The following is an 18,266-nucleotide window of genomic DNA, read 5'->3' on the forward strand; positions in this document are numbered from 1 at the left end:
CCAGTACGTTTTTCCCACCGGCAGCCGGTCGGATGCGGCATGGCGCCCCGACCCTCGCCACCGGCTGCCTGTCACCGATAACAGTCCGCGGATTCGGTGCGCCATTGTATAACTATTCCAGCTCCCAAAGGGGGTCTCGCGCGCGGACAGCCCGCAGGGCTCGGCCAGCGGGGACTGCCCGGAGACACATCGACGGAGGAGGGTCGGCGACATGCAGATTTGCGATGCGCTCGGGGTCGGACGCGGCATCACCTCGGTCATCGGAGCGGGCGGCAAGTCGACGCTGCTCCAGGTGCTTGTGCAAGAGCTCTCCGGAAGCCGCGTCCTCACCACGACGACCCGCATGCTCCCCATCGCGGGCATCGAGCTCCTGCTCGACCCCAGCGAGGAGGCGCTCCGGCACGCGTTGGCCGCACGGGGCGCCGTCTGCGTGGGCTCTCCCACCAGCGAGGCATTCGGGGGCGTCACCAAGCTCGCCGCCCCCGGCCTCCCCCTCCAGACGATCGCAGGACTGGCCGACCACGTCTTGGTGGAGGCGGACGGGTCAAGACGCCTCCCCCTCAAGGCGCACGCGGACCACGAGCCCGTCGTTCCCGACGGAAGCCAAAGGACGATCCTGATCCTGGGGGCCTCGGGACTCGGAAGGCCGGCGGGTGAGGTCGTGCACCGCGCGGGACCGTTCTGCGCGCTCGCCCACTGTGGCGAGAAGGACATGGCCACTCCGCAGCGAGTCGCCCGCGCCCTGGCGGCGGAGCGCGCGGTCGGAAGGGCACGGGCCGACGTCATCGTCGTCAACCAAGTGGACGAAGCGCACGGCGAGCGCGCCACGCTGGCCCGCGAGCTTGCCGCGGAGCTGCGCGCGCTCGGGGACCAGACGCCCCTGTACGCCGGGTCGATTCTGCACAGACGACTGGAGCGCCTCTAGCGCAGCCGCCTACGAGACGAAGAAGTGCGCATAGAGCGAGGTGTCGTTGAGCGAGGCGACCATGCGCACCGCCTTGAGCAGCTCGGGGTCGCCCGCGGCGAGCGGCTCTAGGACCCCCTCGAGGCAGAAGGCGTGCAGCATGCAGGGCAGGTCCGAGCGAAGCTTCTTGACCAGGCTGAAGGCGTCACGCACCTGCGCGCAGAGGTCATCCGCGGGGTCAAGCGGCAGGAACATGCCGCGCACGGCGAGATTTCGCGACTGGCGCACCAGGCGTGCAAGGCCCTCGCCATCCGTTCCGTCGAAGCCCTCGGCGCCCTCGGGCGAGAAGCCCGTGCGAACGCGCAGGGCGACGTTCTCCAGATGGCCCCGCGCAAGGCGCGGCCCCGCGAGCTCGTCGATCCTTTCGAGGTCGCCAGCATCGCATGCCAGGTAGCGGCAGCGACCGAACGCCGCCTCGAGCTCCTTTTGCGGTGCACGGGCCAAGAGGAACACGTCGCGGTGGTCGACCTCTCCATGGCAGCCGTCGACTGCCGCAAGGCGCCCCGCAAGGACGCCGCTCTCGCTGCGCGCCAGAAGGCCGCTCGGGAGCGCCTCGTCGGACGCAACGAGGGGCCGGGCGCCCGTCTGCCGCCGCGCGAGCCACGCGGCAGCCTCGGCATAGCGGTCAGCTCTCACGCTATCCTCCATTGTTCCGGCGGGCCCCGCGACGTCACCGCGGGGCCCGCGCTCGTTCGTTCTTCCGATCCGCCGGACATCGGGCAGGCCGGGGCTGATGGCGCTAGTTCTTGCGATACGGCGTGTGGGCTATCGGCAGGCTCTGGCGGAACTCGCCGTCAAGGCGATAGTACGCGCCCGCGCAGGCCGGTGCCGTGGGAATCATGCACAGCTCGCCGCAGCCCTTGGCGCCCAGCGAGAACGGCAGCCTGTCCTTCTTGTCCGGCTTGCACAGGATGACCTCGAGCTCCGGCGCGTCAGTCGCGCGAATGAAGCCGATGGTGCCGAACTTGCTCTTCGGCAGGCCGTCCACGCACTCGAACTTCTCGGTCACGCCGTAGCCGATGCCCATGACCATGCCGCCCTCGATCTGCCCCTCGACGGACTGGACGTTGACGGGCATGCCGACGTCGAAGGCCGAGACCGCCTTCTTGATGCGGCGCGTCTCCTCGTCGAGGATGATCAGCTGGGTTCCATAGGAGTAGCTCACGTGGCTGATGGGGTTGTCCTTGATTGCGCCCAGGGGGTCGGTCTTCGCGGAGTACTCGCCGAAGAACTCCTGTCCCTCGAGGTCGGCCACGGTCTTCCCGCCCTCGAGCGCGCACTTGAGCTTCTCGCCCACGCGACGCGCGGCCTCGCCGGTGACGACGGTCTGACGCGAGGCGGTCGAGGTGCCCGAGTCGGGCGTGCGGATGGTGTCGGGGTCCTCGTAGACGAACAGTGCCGGGTCGAGGTGCGTGACGTGGCAAATCTCGGTCAGCACCATCTGGCCGATGCCCTGCCCCATGCATGCCGCGGAGGTGCGGATGTGGATCTTGCCCTGCTCGACGCTGAGCAGCACGCGGCCGATGTCCATCTTGCCCATGCCCGTGCCTGAGTTCTTGAAGCCGCAGGCGATGCCGACGCAGGGGTTCGCGTAGTACTCGTCGCGCACGGCGTCGAGCGTCGCCTCGAAGTTGGTGTCGGGCCCTGCGATCTGGCCGTTGGGCAGGCGGTCGCCCGGCTTGATGCAGTTGCGGCGGCGGATCTCCCACGGGTCGATGCCCACCATCTCGGCGAGGAGGTTGATGTTCATCTCGGTCGCGAAGCAGCTCTGCGCCGCCCCGAAGCCGCGGAAGGCTCCGGACACCACGTTGTTGGTGTAGACCGACATGCCAAAGATGTCGAGATTCTGGTAGTTGTAGGGGCCGGCCGCATGGGTGCAGGCGCGCTCGAGGACGGGGCCGCCCAGAGACGCATAGGCGCCCGTATCGGCAATGATGACGCCCTTCATGGCGGTGAGCTTGCCGTTCTCGTCACACGCGGTGGTGAACTCCATCTCCATGGGATGGCGCTTGACGTGGTAGTCGAGCGACTCCTGGCGCGTGTACTTCACCTTGACCGGGCGCTTGAGCACCCAGGCCATGAGCGCTGCGTAGGGCTGGACCGACATGTCCTCCTTACCGCCGAAGCCGCCACCGACCAACGGCTGGTGGCAGTGGACCTTCTTGGGGTCGAGCTGCAGCATCTTGGCGCACTCGCGACGCACGTCGTAGATGGACTGGCAGGTCGAATAGATAAGAAGCCCGTCGCCCTCGGGCATGGCAAGGCAGCTCTCCGGTTCCATGAAGCCGTGCTCCTGCCATCCCGTCTTGTACTTGCGCGTGACGACGTACTTGGAGTTGCGGATGGCCTCGTCGGCATTGCCGCGCTTGAGGCTCGCGCGGCTCATCACGTTGCCGTCCTCGTGGATCATCGGGGCGTCGCCGCGGAGTGCGTCAAAGGGGTTGGTGACGGCGGGAAGCTCGGTGTAGTCAACCTCGACCAGCTTGACGAGCTCATCGAGGGCGTCCTTGTTCTCGGACGCGACGACGGCGATGACGTTGCCGACGTACTTGGTGACGTCGCCCTCGCCCATCATGACGTCCCAGTCCTGCTTGATGTGGCCGATGACGTTGCAGGGAACGTCCTTCTTGGTCAGCACGCGCAGGCAGTCATGGTGCGCCTCGGCGCGGCTCACGTCGACCCTCTCGATACGTGCGCGCGGGTACTTCGAGAAAACGCACTTTGCAAAGACCATGCCCTCGGGACGCAGGTCGTCGACGAACTTGCCGGTGCCGTTGACCTTGCTCACGGCGTCGATGCGCTTGGCGTGCTGGTCCATCTCGAGCGTCTTGGGCGCGGGCGGAATCTCCTTGTGCTCGCGGAAGAACTCGGCCGCCATGAGGATGGCGTTCTCGATCTTGGCATAGCCGGTGCAGCGGCAGAGGTTGCCGCGGATGGCCTTCTTGACGTCCTCGCGCGTCGGGTTGAGGTCGACGTCGAGCAGGCTCTTGGCCGAGATGATCATGCCGGGGATGCAGAAGCCGCACTGGACGGCGCCCGCCTCGGCAAAGCAGTGCTCGTAGACGCGCATCTCGTCGGCGGGTATGCCCTCGACGGTAACGACGTGCTTGCCCTCGAGCCTGCTGAGCCTCGCGGTGCAGGCCTTGGTCTTCTTGCCGTCCACCAGCACCGTGCACGTGCCGCAGACGCCCTCGCTGCAGCCGTCCTTTGCCGCCGTCAGGCCCAGGTCCTCGCGCAGGAAGCTCAGCAGTTGCTTGTCCTCCTCGCAGCTGTATTCCTTACCGTTAACGAACAACGTGTGCATGAGTTAACTCCTTCGGGATGAAGAGGGACGCCCCTTCCGGAGCGTCCCCGAAGAACGCTTGCTCAGGGGTGCTCCGGCCTAGATGCCCTTGCTGGCCAGGAAGTCGCCCAGAAGGTTCAGGCAGACGTCCTTGCGATACTCGGCGCTGACGCGGCCGCGGGTGAGCTGCATGCGCTCGGCATAGGACGCGATGACCTTCTCACTTGCACCCCTTGCCTCCTCGACGGTCCTGCCCACAAGCTGCGCCTCGAGGTCGGGATAGCGCAGAACCGTCCCAGAGACCGCACCGAATGCGCAGGTGAAGCGCGTGATGACGCCATCCTCGACGCTCAGCAGACCACCAAAGGAGACACGAGAGATCGCCAGGGCCTGGCGCCCGCCCACCTTGTGGTAGTAGTAGTCGTCGATGCCCAGCTTGGGCAGCAGGACCTCGAGGATGAGCTCGTCAGGGGCGAGGTCGAGCTCCTTGCGGCCCTTGTAGAACTGTTCGACGGGTATGACGCGCTCGCCACGCACGCTGGCCACGCAAATCTTGGCGCCCGTCGCGTACTCGACCAGGACGGAGTCGGCCTTGGCCGAGCCGTTGCCCAGGTTCCCGCCGAAGGTTCCAGCGTTGCGGATGGCCGGAGCCGCGATGCGCGAGACGGCCTCCTTCATGAACTGGGGAACCAGCGGGCTCGCGAGCGCCTCCGTGAAGGTGACGGCAGCACCGATGCGCACGTACTCGTCATCCTCGCTGATGTTGCGAAGCTCGGGAAGCTTGCCAACGAACAGGTAGGTCTGGTTGGGCTTGTCCTGCACCATGAGGTCGGTACCACCAGCGTAGGGGACGACGTCGTGCTTGCTGAGCAGGTCGAGTGCCTCGTCCAGGTTCTGGGGATAGAATCCGTTTACCATAGTCCGTTGCCCTCCTTTGCAGCGGCCAGCACTGCGTTGACGATGGCGTTATAGCCCGTGCAGCGGCACAGGTTGCCCGACATGCCCTCGCGAACCTCGTCCTCGGTGGGATGCGGGTTCTGCGCGAGAACCGATTCGGCCGCCATGACCATGCCCGGGGTGCAGAAGCCGCACTGGACGGCCGAGAACTGCGCGAACACCTTGTCGAGCACCTTGTAGCGCTCGGTTGTGCGAAAGCCCTCGAGCGTGACGATGTCGCTGCCCTGGGTCGCGCCCATGGCAACGCAGCAGGAGTTGATCAGCTTGCCGTCCATGAGGACGGAGCACGCGCCACACTCGCCCTCCTTGCAGCCGCACTTGACGGATTTGCAGTCAAACGTGTCGCGGAGCACGTCCAGCAGACGGTCCGTGGCAGAGCCGCCGTACGAGACGGGCCTGCCGTTCAGGGTGAAAGAAATATCGCTCATTTACGCATCCTCCTCAGCAAGAGCCTTGATGGTGTCCTCGGCGGTGAACGGCGCGTGCTCGAGGCTCACCTTGCCGCCCAGAGCCTGCTCGATCGCCTCGACGTAGGCGCCCGGCGCTCCGACCAGGGGCACCTCGCCGGCGCCCTTGGCGCCGTAGGGCCCATCGGGGAACTCGCGGACGTGCAGCTGCACGTTGAGGTTCGGCACGTCGACGGTGGTCGGGATCAGGTAGTCCGAGAACGTGTTGTTGCGGATGCGGCCCTTGTCGTCGTAGTTCATGTGCTCGATCGACGCATAGCCGATGCCCTGCAGGAAGCCGCCCTCCATCTGGCCCATGACAATGTTGTAGTCAATCGGGGTTCCGACGTCGAAGGAAGCGTAGGCGCCCAGAATCTTGGCCTGGCCGGTGAGTGTGTCGACCTCGACCTCGATGGCCTGCGCGCCCCATGCGTAGTCCGGGTAGGCGTCGCCCTGGAACTTGTCGAGGTAGAACGGAATCATGAAGTCGGGCTCCTTGAAGCGCTCCTCGACGATCTGGTCCTTCCCGTCCTCCCACTCGTTGCGCAGCTTGATGGCGGCGCGGCGCAGGAGCTCGCCGACGACCATGAGGGACCTGGACGCGACGGTCGGGCCGGAGTCGGGCACGCGGGAGGTGTCCGGGTGGTCGTAGAAGACCTTCTCGAGGGGAAGGTTGAGCTCGTGCGCGACGATCTTGGGGAAGGTGGTGCGCAGGCCCTGGCCGATCTCACCGTTGGAGGCGAGGACCTCGACCGTGCCGTCCTTGTACTTGTGCAGGCGCGCGACGGCCTTGATCATGTCGCGCTCGCCCGAGCCGGTGAAACCGGCACCGTGGAAGTGCCACGAGAAGCCGATGCCGCGACGGAAACGCCCGGTCTGGGGCTTGCTGTACTCCTTGTGCTTGCGCAGCAGGTCGCTTGCCTGGTCGACCTCGGCGAGCATCTCGGGCAGGGGCACGTCGAAGTGGTACAGGCCAGACGTCGAGGTGGCGTCGCCCTTCTTGACGAGGTTCTGGCGCTTGAACTCGATGCTGTCCACGCCGAGGTCGCGGGCGATGTGGTCCATCAGCATCTCGACCGCGAAGTAGGTCTGCGGCGCGCCGAAGCCGCGGTAGGCGCCGGTCGGCGTCGTGTTGGTCTTGAGCGCGCGGCCGTGCACGTGGAGGTTGGGGACGTTGTAGACGCCGTTTGCGCAGATGATGCCGCGCTGCAGGACGACGGCAGACAGCGTCGTGTAGGCGCCGCCGTTGAACTTGACGTCGATGTCCATGGCCGTGACCTTGCCGTCCTTTACGGCCGCCTTGTAGTGGCACAGCGACGGGTGGCGCTTGGAGGTGAACTCGAGATCCTCGCGGCGGCTGAAGACTACGCGGACGGGCTTCTGGCACTTGTGGGCTGCAACGGCCACCTGGCATGCCAGGATGGAGGGGAAGGCCTCCTTGCCGCCGAAGCCACCGCCGGTGACATCCTGGTGGATGTGGACGTCGGCAGGCCCGCAGTTCAGGACGCGCATGACGGCACCGTGCACGTAGTAGGCGCACTGCATGGAGCCGTGCACGAACATGCGGCCGCCCTCCTCGGGAACGGCCATCATGCCCTGCGTCTCCAAGTAGGCCTGCTCCTGGTAGCCGGTCTGGAACTCCTCGTCGTAGACCTTGTCGGCCCCGGCGAATGCGGCGTCGAGGTCGCCCTTGCCGTACTCGTAGTTGAAGAAGACCTCGTCAGCCTTCCTCAGATCCAGCATCGGCTCGAGCTCCTCGTAGTCGACCTCGATGCGGTCGACGATGTCCTGGCAGACGCCCTCGTCAGGGCCGCAGACCATGCCGATGGGCTCGCCGACGTACTCGACCGTCTCGCGCGCGAAGACCGGCGTGTCGTCCATGACGATGTTGACGTTGTTGTCGCCCGGCACGTCCGTACGGTCGACGTACGTGTAGCCCTCGGGAAGCTCGGGCAGCCTCACGCCCAGCACCTTGGCGCGGGCGTACTTCGAGCGAAGAAGCTTTCCGAACAGGCAGCCGTGCATGTCGACGTCGCCGACGTACACGGAGCGCCCCGACATCTTGGGCTCGTGGTCCTTCTTCGTGACCGAACGTGAAATGTTATGCAACTCAGGTCCCTCCTTCGTTCCTATTGGTAGAGCCGTACGCAGTCCCTGTATTGCTCAAAGGTGTCCAGATCGCACCAACAGCCCCGGTCGTCGACGGGCACCGTAACGACCGCGTCCTCGTGCAGACGCCAGAACCCGCGCAGTCCATCCGGACCCGCGTAGTCCCTGATGGCCGCCACGAAGCGCGCGTCGATCAGGGGCGGATGCTTGCGGTAGCCCCCAAGCGTCGGAAAGACGATCGCGGGGCGGTCCCAGGGCATCGCGCAGCGCAGCAAGAAGAACGTCTGTCTGTCCACGACGGGCATGTCGCCCGGCAGCAGAAAGAAAGCCTCGCAGTCGGGCAGGCTCGCGAGCCCCAGCTTGATGGAGTGGAGCATGTCCGTCGTGGCGAATTCGCGGTTGTAGACCAGACGCAGCTCGGAGTCGGAGTAGCGCCTCCTCAGAAGCCTCTCGACCTCCGCACCGCGAAAGCCAAGCACCACGACGACGTCGGACGCGCCGCCCTCCAGCAGAGAGTCAACCGTGTTCTCGATCACGGTCCTCCCGCGCAGCGGCATGAGCGGCTTGTAGCTCCCCATGCGCGACGAGAGGCCCGCGGCAAGCACGAGGCCACTGATGCGTCCCCTCATGATTCCCTCCCCTCGCAGCTGATCCGGAGCGCCTCGCAAGGGCACGCCAGAGTGGCGGAGGTAGTCCCCACACGCACGGGACCACAGCGCACCACATTGGCATACGCCCGGCGTATTAGCGTTATTTGAACTAATGGATAACGCCTAATTCAATTTTGCTAACCATTTGTTTTGCTCTCAAATACTTTGTGAGAAGTACATGCCGAGCGGCGTGCGAGGGCGCCTGGACGCCGAGATAGACAAGCCGCCCGTGAGCGCGGCATAAAAAACCGCCCCGCAAGATGCGGGGCGGCGTTGAGATCCGTTGCTCGTTAGTGCCTGCAGCTCGTCGCCGTCTGCGACCGCGAGTCGCGCGTCCGTCGCTATTGGCCGGACGGCCCTTCAGGGGCACGCGCAAAGACGGCGTCGCCGAACAGCTCGTCGAAGCGCCGCTGCGCGAAGCCGTGGATCTCCTCCTCGTACCTTTGAAACGCATAGGCAAGGCCCAGGCCCTGCTCGGTGAGGGTCGTCTTTCCGCCGCGGCTGCCGCCGTGGCGGCGTACGACAACGTCGAAGCCGACCTCGTCCTCGAGCTTGTTCACCATGTCCCAGGCCTTCTGGGGCGAAAGCCCGCAGCGCAGGCAGGCCTGGCGGACGGAGTGAAGGTCCTCGATCAGGAAGAGCAGGAGCTTGAGGCGCGAGTTCATGAAGGGCGTCTCCTTGCCGACGCTCACCTGCACGGAGGGAGCAAGCAGCGACGCGTTATGCGTGCGCAGCTGGGCCTGCAGCTGCTCCTCGTCGTGCACGCTCAACAGCACGCCGGCGTCATCCACCGGCACCCTGACGCGGTCGAGGCCCGAGGCGCCGATGGCACCCCTAAGCCCTTCTCCCCCGTTGTAGGCGAGGATCTTGGAAATGGACTGCGAGCTCACGACGATGGGGTGGCCGCCACGACCCTCGAAGGTCGGAACGGCCACCTCCGCGTTGGCGTCCAGCAGCGTGCGCAGCGCCTGCGCCGAGAACATCGGCGCGTTGACCGGCGTGAAGACCACCTGCTCGCACTTGTCCCGCAGATACCCCAGGCCAAGGCGCACCGACGAGAAGAGCTCGGGACGCTCGCACTCCTCGTTGCGCAGGAAGATGACGCCCAGCGAGGCTACCTGATGGATGACCTCGAGCTCCTCGGCACCCGTCACGATCACGATGGGAAAGACGCCGGCTTGCTGCAGCGTCAGGATGATGCGGCGGACGTTGGTGATGGACCCGAGCTTGAACAGGGGCTCCGCGTCCCGCTTGCTCGCTGCGGCAATTACCGCGCCGACCTTTCCAAAGCGCATGGACCCGCTCCTCCCTGGCCTGGCGACGAGGCAGCCAGACGTCCATCATTCACAGGTCTCCAATACAAGCACACGGAAGCCGGCACGGCAAGGCCCCTAGCGGCGGGCGACGGCCTTGATCTCGACCTTGGCGCCCTTGGGGAGCGCGACGACCTGGAAGGCGGCGCGGGCGGGGTAGGGCTCCTCGAAGAACTCGGCGTAGACCTCGTTCATCGGGCCGAACTCGTTGATGTCGGTCAGAAGGACGGTGGTCTCGACGACGTCGGCCATGGAGGAGCCGGCAGCCTCGAGGATGTTCTTGACGTTGGTGAGGCTCTGGCGCGTCTGGCTCTTGATGTCGTCGCCGGCAAACTCGCCGGTCGTGGGATCGACGGGCAGCTGGCCCGAGACGTTAATGGAGCCTGCGGACTCGACCGCCGCAGAGTAAGGTCCGACCGCTGCGGGTGCCTTGTCGGTGACGATTGCCTTCTTGCTCATGCTCGAACTCCTTCTTCTCTCTTCGGCCGCACGGGCGGCCACGTTGTGGATGGGCGTGCTACGCCCTGCGGGCAACGTAGCGTCCGGGCTGGACGCCCGTCGGATCGCCGTCTTGGGCGGCAAGCACGCCGTTCACGAAGACCAGGCGCGCACGTCCGTGCACGTCGAAGCCCTCGTAGGTGGTGTAGTCAACGGCCTGGTGCTGGTTGGCCTGGCTGATGGTCCAGCGCTGGCCGGGGTCCCACACGCAGACGTCCGCGTCGGAGCCCGCCGCAAGCGCGCCCTTCTGCGGGTACATGCCGAACACCTTGGCCTGGCCCTCGCTCAGCAGGCGCAGGAAGTCCATGGCCCCCAGCCTGCCCTCGAAGGTCGTCATGATCAGGGCGGGACGGTGCTCGACGCCGGGCCCGCCGTTGGGGATGCGCGTGAAGTCGTCGCGACCGCGGTCCTTCTGGCCGTGGAGGTTGAACGAGCAGTGGTCGGTCGAGATCTGGTCGACCTCACCGGCCAGCACGGCCTCGCGCAGCGCGGCGACGTCGTCGGGCTTGCGCAGGGGCGGGCTCATGACGTACTTTGCCCCGGCAAAGCCGTCCTCGCCCTTCTCGAGGTAGCGACTGTCGTCCAGCAGCAGGTACTGCGGACAGGTCTCCAGCATGACGCGGACGCCCCTCCTGCGGGCGGCGCGCACCTGCTCGAGGCCGAGTCTGGTGGAGCAGTGCACCACGTTCACGCGGGCGCCCGTGAGCTCGGCAAGGTACATGAGGCGGCTGATGGCCTCGGCCTCGGCCTCGGCGGGACGCGAGAGCGCGTGTCCCTCGGGCCCGGTGATGCCGGCCTGGACCATGCGCCGCTGCAGCTCGTTGACGAGCGTTCCGTTCTCGCAGTGCACACAGAGGATTCCGTCGAAGGGCTTGATGGCCTCGAGCAGCTCCATGGTCTGGGCATCGTCCAGGCGCAGGTGATCGTAGGCGAAGTAGGACTTGAACGAGGTGATGCCGGCACTACGCATGTCGGCAACCTCCTCGCGGGTGTGCTCGTTCCAGTCGGCGATGGCCATGTGGAACGCGTAGTTCGCGGTGCAGGTGCCGTCGGCGCGGCGGTGCCACTCGTCGAGGGCCTCGCGCAGCGTCATGCCCTTGTCCTGCGTGGCATAGTCCACGATCGTGGTCGTGCCGCCGCAGACAGCCGCGCGCGTGCCGGTCTCGAAGCTGTCGGCCGTCCAGTCCATGCCGGTCCAGCACTGCATGTGCGTGTGGGCGTCGATGAAGCCCGGAAAGACCCAGCAGCCCTCGACGTCGAAGGTCTGCACGCCCTCGGGCAGCTCGGCGAGTCCCCCGGGAACGACCGAAGCGATCTTGTCGCCCTCGATGACGAGGTCGCCGCGAACCACGCCGTCCGGCGTGACGAGGCTTCCGCCCCGCAGGACCTTGGTCGGGGCTCCCTCGCCCTCCGCCTTTACTGACATAGCCATCATCTCCGTTGAAAGTCGATGTGTCTTGGCCGCTGCGTGCCGAGGGACAGGCCAGCTAGCCCTCCCGCAGAGAGAGGATCTGCTCCAGGCGGCAGGAGTCCTCCCTCGTGTCGATGTCCTCGAGCTCGCTGGCGTCTTGCGCCTGGACGAGACTGATCAGGCCGGACAGGTCGGGACTGCGACGAAGCAGCTCGAGACCGCCCACGTCCCCCACGAGCGACGCCAGGCTCCCGAAGAGCCATGCGGGAAAAATCACCGGACTCGCGGCCTGGTCGCCAAAGGCCAGGCGGACGATACGGTGGGGATCACGGGCGAACTCGAACGCCAGGGCACGCATGCTCTCGGGGCGCACCAGTGGCTGGTCGCCCTGAGCGAACATGCAGCCCAGGGCCTTACCCGCCGCCTCGATCCCGACCCTGACGCTGTCGCTCTGGAGCCGCCCGGGATTAATGCGGCACTTGACGCCCAGCCGCTCGCAGAGGCCGATCACGTCGGACGACCCCGTCACCACGATCACGTCGAACAGGTCCCTCGGGATCGAGGCGAGCGTGCGCTCGAGCACGGGCCTGCCGCCCAGGTCGCTCAGGAGCTTCTGCCCACCAAAGCGGGTTCCCAGGCCCGACGCCATGACCACGCAGCCGAGCCGGGGAGTCTTCCCCGTACCTGCGAAGGCCGCGCCAAACAGGTCATCGGTCGTCTCCCTCACCGAGGCGGACCAGAGCTCGTAGCGGTCGAGAAGGTCTTGGCACTCCCGGGTGAGGACGGAGCCTCCGCCCCCCTCGCCGCCGGTACTGCGCATCGTGAGGGTGACCCCGAGCCGCTCCTCGGCGTGCTTCACGAGATGGGTCGCCTTGGAGTAGCTCATGCCCATCGCCTTGGCCGCGGAAAGAAGGCTCCCCGTCCGCTCCACCAGCCTCAGGAGCGTCGCGGGCCCGGGCCCGAAGACCTTGTCCTTCTCGTCCGTCGTGATGTAGGGGCTGATGGTGGGCCTCAAGGTCTCTCCCTCGCTCGCGGCTTCCAGACGCCAAGGCCGTGCACCGCGGGGGGCGCACGGCCGCAACAGCGTCGCGTAACTAGGATATTACGCCTCGAGCCAGCGGCTGGTCCCGCGCTCCTCGAGCGACTTGAGCATGGCGACGGGGTCCTTCGCCTTCTGCAGGAAGATCATTGCGGCGACGGCATAGGGCTTGTAGCTGGCCTCCTTGTACAGGCCGTCGCGATGGTGGTCGAAGACCTCGCTCGCAACCTCGCCGTGCTCGCAGGAGACGCCCTCGATGTCCGCGGGCAGCGGGTGCATGTAGATGGTGTCCATGCCGTTGGCGGTCTTCTGCATGAGCTCGGGCGTGCAGTGCCAGTCCATGTGGGTCGCGTTCTGGGCAAGGAGCTCCTGCTCGAGCTTGTCGATGCCCTCGGCGTCGCCGGCGGCGTAGAGCTTGGTGCGCTTCTCCATGGCGGCATACGGCGCCCAGCTCTTGGGAATGACGATGTCTGCGCCCTCGAAGGCCTCCTCCATCGTGCTGACCTTCTTGAAGGTGGAGCCGGACTCCTTGGCGTACTCCCCGGCCTGCTTGACGAGCTCGGGCATCAGGTCGTAGCCCTCGGGGTGTGCCAGGGTGACGTCCATACCGAAGCGGGTGAGCAGCATGATAAGGGACTGCGGGCAGGACAGCGGTTTGCCGTAGGAGGGGCTGTAGGCCCAGGTGACGGCGACCTTCTTGCCCCTGAGGTTGTCAAGCCCGCCAAACTCGTTGATCAGGTAGAGCAGGTCGGCCGAGGACTGCGTGGGGTGGTCGGAGTCAGACTGCAGCGAGACGAGCGTGGGACGGTGGTCGAGGATGCCCTCGCGATAGGAATCCTGTACGGACTCGGAGACCTCCTTCATGTAGGCGTCGCCCTCGCCGATAAACTTGTCGTCGCGGATGCCGATGACGTCGGCCATGAAGCTGATCATCGTGGCGGTCTCGCGGACGGTCTCGCCGTGTGCGACCTGGGACTTGGACTCGTCCAGGTCCTGCTGCTGCAGGCCCAGCATGTTGGTGCCGGAGGCGAAGCTGAAGCGCGTGCGCGTCGAGTTGTCGCGGAAGTTGGAGACCGCGAGGCCGGAGTCGAAGATGCGCGTCGAGATGTTGCGCTCGCGCAGGTTGCGCAGGGCGTCGGCGACAAGGTAGAGAGCGCGGAGCTCGTCGGTGGTCTTGTCCCAGGTGTGCAGGAAGTCGTTGTTGTACATGTTGGAGCAGTCGAGCTTGGAGAGCTGCTCAAGATAGCTCTGGAACTTGGAGTCCATGGGATTCCTTCCTTTCGAAGGCGCCTCGCGGCGTCTGCCTCTCTTACCGCACGGCCGGCACGCCCCTCGACGCGCCGGCCGCGAGGCTGGTTTACTTGATGTCGTTGCCCGTGAGGGTCGCACGGAACTCGGTGGCGTCGCCGGTCGCGGCGCTGGGGTCGTACAGGTTCAGCGCTGCGACGTAGAGCGCGGCGCAGGTGCTGAGGTCCTGCTTGTAGGTCACCTCGTTGGGGGCATGCGCCTGGGACTCGGCGCCAGGCCCGAAGCCGACGCAGGGGATGCCGTAGCGTCCCTGGATGGACACGCAGTTAGTGGAGAAGGTCCACTTGTCGCAGAGCGGGCGGCCGGCGCGCTTGTCCATGGACTTCTCGCAGCCGATGCGCTCGTCGCCGAAGAGCGCCTTGTGGGCGTCGACGAGGGCCTTGACGTGGGGAGCACTCTCCTTGTTGATCCAGGTCGGGAAGTAGGCCTCGGTCTCGTAGACCTCGCCGGTCCAGCTGGGACGGTCGTACATGTACATGGAGACCTTGACGTCGTCGCCGTACTTCTTGACGGAGGGGAGGTTGCGAACCTCCTCGAGGCAGGACTCGTAGGTCTCGCCGGCAGTCATGCGGCGGTCGATCGAGATGGCGCAGGAGTCCGCGACGGCGCAGCGACTGGGGCTGGTGTAGAACACCTGGCTGACGGTGCAGGTGCCGCGGCCCAGGAAGCGCGCGTCCTCGAAGTGCTCGGGGTTGTACTTGGGGTCGAGCATCTTGACGAGGCCCTTGACTTCGGTGGACTCGTCGCAGCCGTTGTTGTTGAGGGATCGGACGTCGGCGATGATGTCGGCCATCTTGTAGATGGCGTTGTCGCCGCGGTCGGGAGCGGAGCCGTGGCAGGAGACGCCGTGAACGTCGACGCGAATCTCCATGCGGCCGCGGTGGCCGCGGTAGATGCCGCCGTCGGTGGGCTCGGTGGAGATGACGAACTCGGGCTTGATGCCGTCCTTGTTATAGATGTACTGCCAGCACATGCCGTCGCAGTCCTCTTCCTGGACGGAGCCGACGACCATGACCTTGTAGCCCTCGGGGATGAGGTCCATGTCCTTCATAATCTTGGCAGCGTAGGTGGCGGAGGCGAGGCCGCCCTCCTGGTCGGAGCCGCCGCGGCCGCCGATCAGCTGGTCGTCCTCGAAGCCCTCGTAGGGATCGAAGTCCCAGTTATCGCGGTTGCCGATGCCGACGGTGTCGATGTGGGAGTCGATGGCGATGATCTTCTCGCCCTTGCCGATGAAGCCCATGACGTTGCCCAGGCCGTCGACCTTGACCTCGTCGAAGCCAAGCTTCTCCATCTCGGCCTTGATACAGGCAACGACCTCGCCCTCCTCGCAAGACTCGCTGGGGTGGGAGATCATGGCGCGAAGGAACGCGGTCATGTCCGCGTTGTAGGCCTTGGCGGCCTCCTTGATCTTGCCGTAGTCGAGCTCCTTCATGGGTCCTCCTGTTCCCGTCCGCAACACCGGCGGCAGGCAATGCCGCCATGACTCTGAATCAATTAAACTTTTTTTGATTCAGTCAAACATTTTGTTTGGCATATTCATTTAAGCATGATGTATAGCCGAATCAAGCGATATTGCCTAACTTTTTGTTTTTGCGCCAAACGGTCGTAGCAAACGGGCGGACGGTTTGTAACAATTCATGTTCTGAGCATCATAAATGCAAGCAAAATGCCGCCGCACGAGACCATATTGGTCCCAGGCGGCGGCACGGGGCAAGGGGTGTGAGTTTCTCGCCTTCTGACTCTTTGTTAGGTACGCCAAAACGGTCGCGAAGACCGCCATGCAGCACCCCCCCTCCTCGACGTTTTGGGGAATGCCGTCGGACGACTACTCCTGGACGTCGGAGCTCTTCCAGGCACCGTCCCAGACGACCTCGCGATAGCGGACGGGGTCGGTGTCGCCCTCGGTCGAGAACATGAGGACCTTGGAGTCGCGGCCGAGCTCGAGCGCGTCGCGCAGCTCCGCGTAGTCGGGGTCGGACATGATGGTGCTGATCACGCCCATGCCGACCGCGCCGGACTCGCCTGACGTGACCGCGGGGTCGCCCTTGACGGGCACCGCGAGCATGCGCATGCCCCTTGCAGAGACCCAGTCGGGGCAGGACAGGAACGCCGTCGCGTGGTTGCGCAGGATGTCCCAACCGATGGTGTTAGGCTCTCCGCAGGCGAGCCCTGCCATGATGGTGATGAGGTCTCCCCCGACGATGCGCGGGTCGCCGTCGCCGGCAAGTGCACCCTTATACAGGCAGTCAGCGGCGCCGGCCTCCATAATCACGAACTTGGGCGGGTTCGAGGGGAAGAGGTTGGTGAAGAAGCCGACCACGGCACTCGCAAGGCTGCCGACGCCCGCCTGGACGAAGACGTGGGTCGGGCGGTTGACCTCGAGCTGGCGCAGCTGCTCAGCTGCCTCGGCGGCCATGGTGCCGTAGCCCTGCATGATCCAGCTGGGGATCTCGGTGTAGCCGTCCCAGGCGGTGTCCTGGACGATGACGCCATGCTCCGTCTCGTCGGCCTCCTTTGCAGCAAGGCGCACGCAGTCGTCGTAGTTGAGCTCCTCGATGGTGACCTCGGCGCCTTCCTTCGCGATGTTGTCGAAGCGGGTCTTGGTCGAGCCCTTGGGCATGTGGACGACGGCCTTCTGGCCCAGCTTGTTGGCAGCCCAGGCGACGCCGCGGCCGTGGTTGCCGTCGGTCGCGGTGAAGAACGTGGCCTGGCCGAAGTCCTTCTTGAGCTGGTCGGACGTCAGGTAGTCATAGGTCATCTGGCTGACGTCCCTACCGGTCTGCTGCGCGATGTAGCGCGCCATGGCGAAGGAGCCACCAAGCACCTTGAAGGCATTGAGGCCAAAGCGGTATGACTCGTCCTTCACGAACAGGCCGCCCAGGCCGAGACGCTCGCCCATGCCCTCGAGGTCCGCCAGCGGTGTGATGCCGTACTGGGGGAAGCTCTTGTGGAACGCGCGCGCCTTCGCGACGTTCTCGAGAGACATGATGGGAAGGTTCTCGTCCTCGTTCTTGGGCATGCTGTTCATGACCCACTTGATCTTTGGCTCCATGCGACGCTCCTCTCTCGCCGGTAGGCAAAACCGGCACCAGCAGAATGCGTGAATTCGCTTCACATGTCAGAATAATATTCTGTTTGCCTAACTTACTGTTTGCTCATTTCATGGTCACCGCAAACGGTCACTATTCCTGCGCAGGCGGGAGGCGGCCAGACGCCACCAAGGTGCGCGGACAAGACGACTCGCGGTATCATCTAGGCATAGAAACAGCAGGTCCAGGCACGTCAGACATCCTACTCCGATGACGGAACAAGGCAGGCGCGCATCAGAGAATGGAATTCGACATGGAACAAAACCCGGACAAGGTACCCCCGGCGACGACTGAGCTCATTAGTGCGAAGGAGGCCCACGGGCTTTCCGAAGCCGCGACCAAGGGCAAGCCGCAGGCAGAGGCCGACACGCTCTCGGCAAGCGCCCTGCGCTGGGCCATCCGCAATGCCGAGGGACAGACGGCAAGTCGGATCCGCACCTACGCAAAGTACGGTAAGACGTCGCTCCACCTGAAGTTCGCCCCGGCGGAGGACGACGGAGCAGGCGAGGGCAACTCGTTCTACAGCGATCTCAAGGCAAACAGCAACGTGCCCGTAGCGGACGCCATTTCAGACATCATCCACGGAAGGCCGCAGGAGCTCATATCCCCCATCCAGGAGATGCGCCTGCTCAACGAATACAACGCCAAGGTCGTCGCGTTCCTTCGCAAGCTGCGCCGACTGGGCTACGACGTCCAGGCCGGCGAGGAGGTCGCCGCCCAGGGCGCGCACGACAACAGCACAATCAAGATTAGCTGGTAGGGTCAAGACAGCCCAAGCGCGGCACGCGCGTGCGCGAATCGTCGCAATCGGTGTGTTTCGGCGGCGATTTACAGGGACCCGTGACTCGCAAATTATGGTGCTCGGTGTATCACCGCAGGTAGTCGTGCGCGTCGCTTTTCGCAGTAATCGTAGAACGGTGTGTTTGGGCAATTATTTGCAGCCGGGGGCGCTTTTTTCGCAAATTGGGCCGAACGGTGTGGGCGAAACACACCGATAGGTCCCATTTGCGCAGCCTCAATTCGCGAATCCTGCGGTTTTGCGAAAAGAGAACTTCGCGAGGCACACCGAACGCGATGATTCGCGTTTTCAGAGCCCTTTTCGCTGCAAGTGGGCCCCGGAAACACACCGTTCGCCCTTTTTTGCGAAGGTCAGAGCTTCCGCCAGCCGATTTGGGTGACCAAGAGCTTACGCGAAGCGA

General features: G+C 65.2%; 15 protein-coding genes. 2 read left to right on the plus strand and 13 right to left on the minus strand.

Annotation, left to right across the window (positions count from 1 at the left end; all coding sequences use genetic code 11):
• Positions 1-211: 211 nt before the first annotated feature.
• Positions 212-925 (plus strand): selenium cofactor biosynthesis protein YqeC, encoded by a 714-nt coding sequence (gene yqeC / locus B5D13_RS04245; RefSeq protein ID WP_078687084.1) that lies wholly within the window; start codon positions 212-214, stop codon positions 923-925.
• A 9-nt stretch (positions 926-934) separates the two neighbouring features.
• Here yqeC and B5D13_RS04250 read toward each other — a convergent pair whose 3' ends face one another.
• The 13 genes from B5D13_RS04250 to dpaL form a co-directional block, all read right to left on the minus strand.
• Positions 935-1,600 carry a hypothetical protein gene (locus tag B5D13_RS04250; RefSeq protein ID WP_078687085.1) on the minus strand — a complete coding sequence of 222 codons (666 nt, stop codon included), beginning with the start codon at positions 1,598-1,600 and terminating at the stop codon, positions 935-937.
• A 103-nt stretch (positions 1,601-1,703) separates the two neighbouring features.
• Positions 1,704-4,268, minus strand: coding sequence for a selenium-dependent xanthine dehydrogenase (gene xdh, locus B5D13_RS04255; RefSeq protein ID WP_078687086.1), 2,565 nt, complete (start codon positions 4,266-4,268; stop codon positions 1,704-1,706).
• A gap of 78 nt (positions 4,269-4,346) precedes the next feature.
• On the minus strand, positions 4,347-5,165 hold the full coding sequence (locus B5D13_RS04260; RefSeq protein ID WP_078687087.1) for an FAD binding domain-containing protein: 819 nt from the start codon (positions 5,163-5,165) through the stop codon (positions 4,347-4,349).
• Positions 5,159-5,632, minus strand: coding sequence for a (2Fe-2S)-binding protein (locus B5D13_RS04265; protein ID WP_078687088.1), 474 nt, complete (start codon positions 5,630-5,632; stop codon positions 5,159-5,161). Before B5D13_RS04265 ends, B5D13_RS04260 begins: the two co-directional genes overlap by 7 nt.
• Positions 5,633-7,759: a xanthine dehydrogenase family protein molybdopterin-binding subunit gene (locus tag B5D13_RS04270; protein ID WP_090991431.1), complete on the minus strand. Its 2,127-nt coding sequence runs from the start codon at positions 7,757-7,759 to the stop codon at positions 5,633-5,635.
• 20 nt (positions 7,760-7,779) lie between these two features.
• Complete coding sequence (locus tag B5D13_RS04275; protein WP_078687089.1) at positions 7,780-8,388, minus strand: nucleotidyltransferase family protein; 609 nt, start codon at positions 8,386-8,388, stop codon at positions 7,780-7,782.
• 362 nt (positions 8,389-8,750) lie between these two features.
• The gene (locus B5D13_RS04280; RefSeq protein WP_078687090.1) at positions 8,751-9,704 is read right to left on the minus strand and encodes an NTP transferase domain-containing protein; all 954 of its coding nucleotides are present in this window, start codon (positions 9,702-9,704) and stop codon (positions 8,751-8,753) included.
• 96 nt (positions 9,705-9,800) lie between these two features.
• Positions 9,801-10,181 carry a RidA family protein gene (locus B5D13_RS04285; RefSeq protein ID WP_078687091.1) on the minus strand — a complete coding sequence of 127 codons (381 nt, stop codon included), beginning with the start codon at positions 10,179-10,181 and terminating at the stop codon, positions 9,801-9,803.
• Positions 10,182-10,239: 58 nt separating this feature from the next.
• On the minus strand, positions 10,240-11,646 hold the full coding sequence (hydA, locus tag B5D13_RS04290; protein WP_078687092.1) for a dihydropyrimidinase: 1,407 nt from the start codon (positions 11,644-11,646) through the stop codon (positions 10,240-10,242).
• Positions 11,647-11,707: 61 nt separating this feature from the next.
• Positions 11,708-12,646 (minus strand): NTP transferase domain-containing protein, encoded by a 939-nt coding sequence (locus tag B5D13_RS04295; protein ID WP_078687093.1) that lies wholly within the window; start codon positions 12,644-12,646, stop codon positions 11,708-11,710.
• An 87-nt stretch (positions 12,647-12,733) separates the two neighbouring features.
• Complete coding sequence (gene ygeW, locus B5D13_RS04300) at positions 12,734-13,936, minus strand: knotted carbamoyltransferase YgeW (RefSeq protein WP_078687094.1); 1,203 nt, start codon at positions 13,934-13,936, stop codon at positions 12,734-12,736.
• Between the two features lie 91 nt (positions 13,937-14,027).
• The gene (locus B5D13_RS04305; RefSeq protein WP_078687095.1) at positions 14,028-15,410 is read right to left on the minus strand and encodes a YgeY family selenium metabolism-linked hydrolase; all 1,383 of its coding nucleotides are present in this window, start codon (positions 15,408-15,410) and stop codon (positions 14,028-14,030) included.
• Between the two features lie 393 nt (positions 15,411-15,803).
• On the minus strand, positions 15,804-17,030 hold the full coding sequence (dpaL, locus tag B5D13_RS04310; RefSeq protein ID WP_078687096.1) for a diaminopropionate ammonia-lyase: 1,227 nt from the start codon (positions 17,028-17,030) through the stop codon (positions 15,804-15,806).
• Positions 17,031-17,320: 290 nt separating this feature from the next.
• Between dpaL and B5D13_RS04315 the strand changes: the two genes are divergently transcribed.
• Positions 17,321-17,827, plus strand: a complete 507-nt coding sequence (locus tag B5D13_RS04315; RefSeq protein WP_078687097.1) for a hypothetical protein — start codon at positions 17,321-17,323, stop codon at positions 17,825-17,827.
• Positions 17,828-18,266 lie beyond the last annotated feature (439 nt).

Source organism: Olsenella sp. KH1P3 (genome assembly GCF_900167315.1).
In the GTDB taxonomy this organism is placed as follows: Bacteria; Actinomycetota; Coriobacteriia; order Coriobacteriales; family Atopobiaceae; genus Olsenella_J; species Olsenella_J umbonata_A.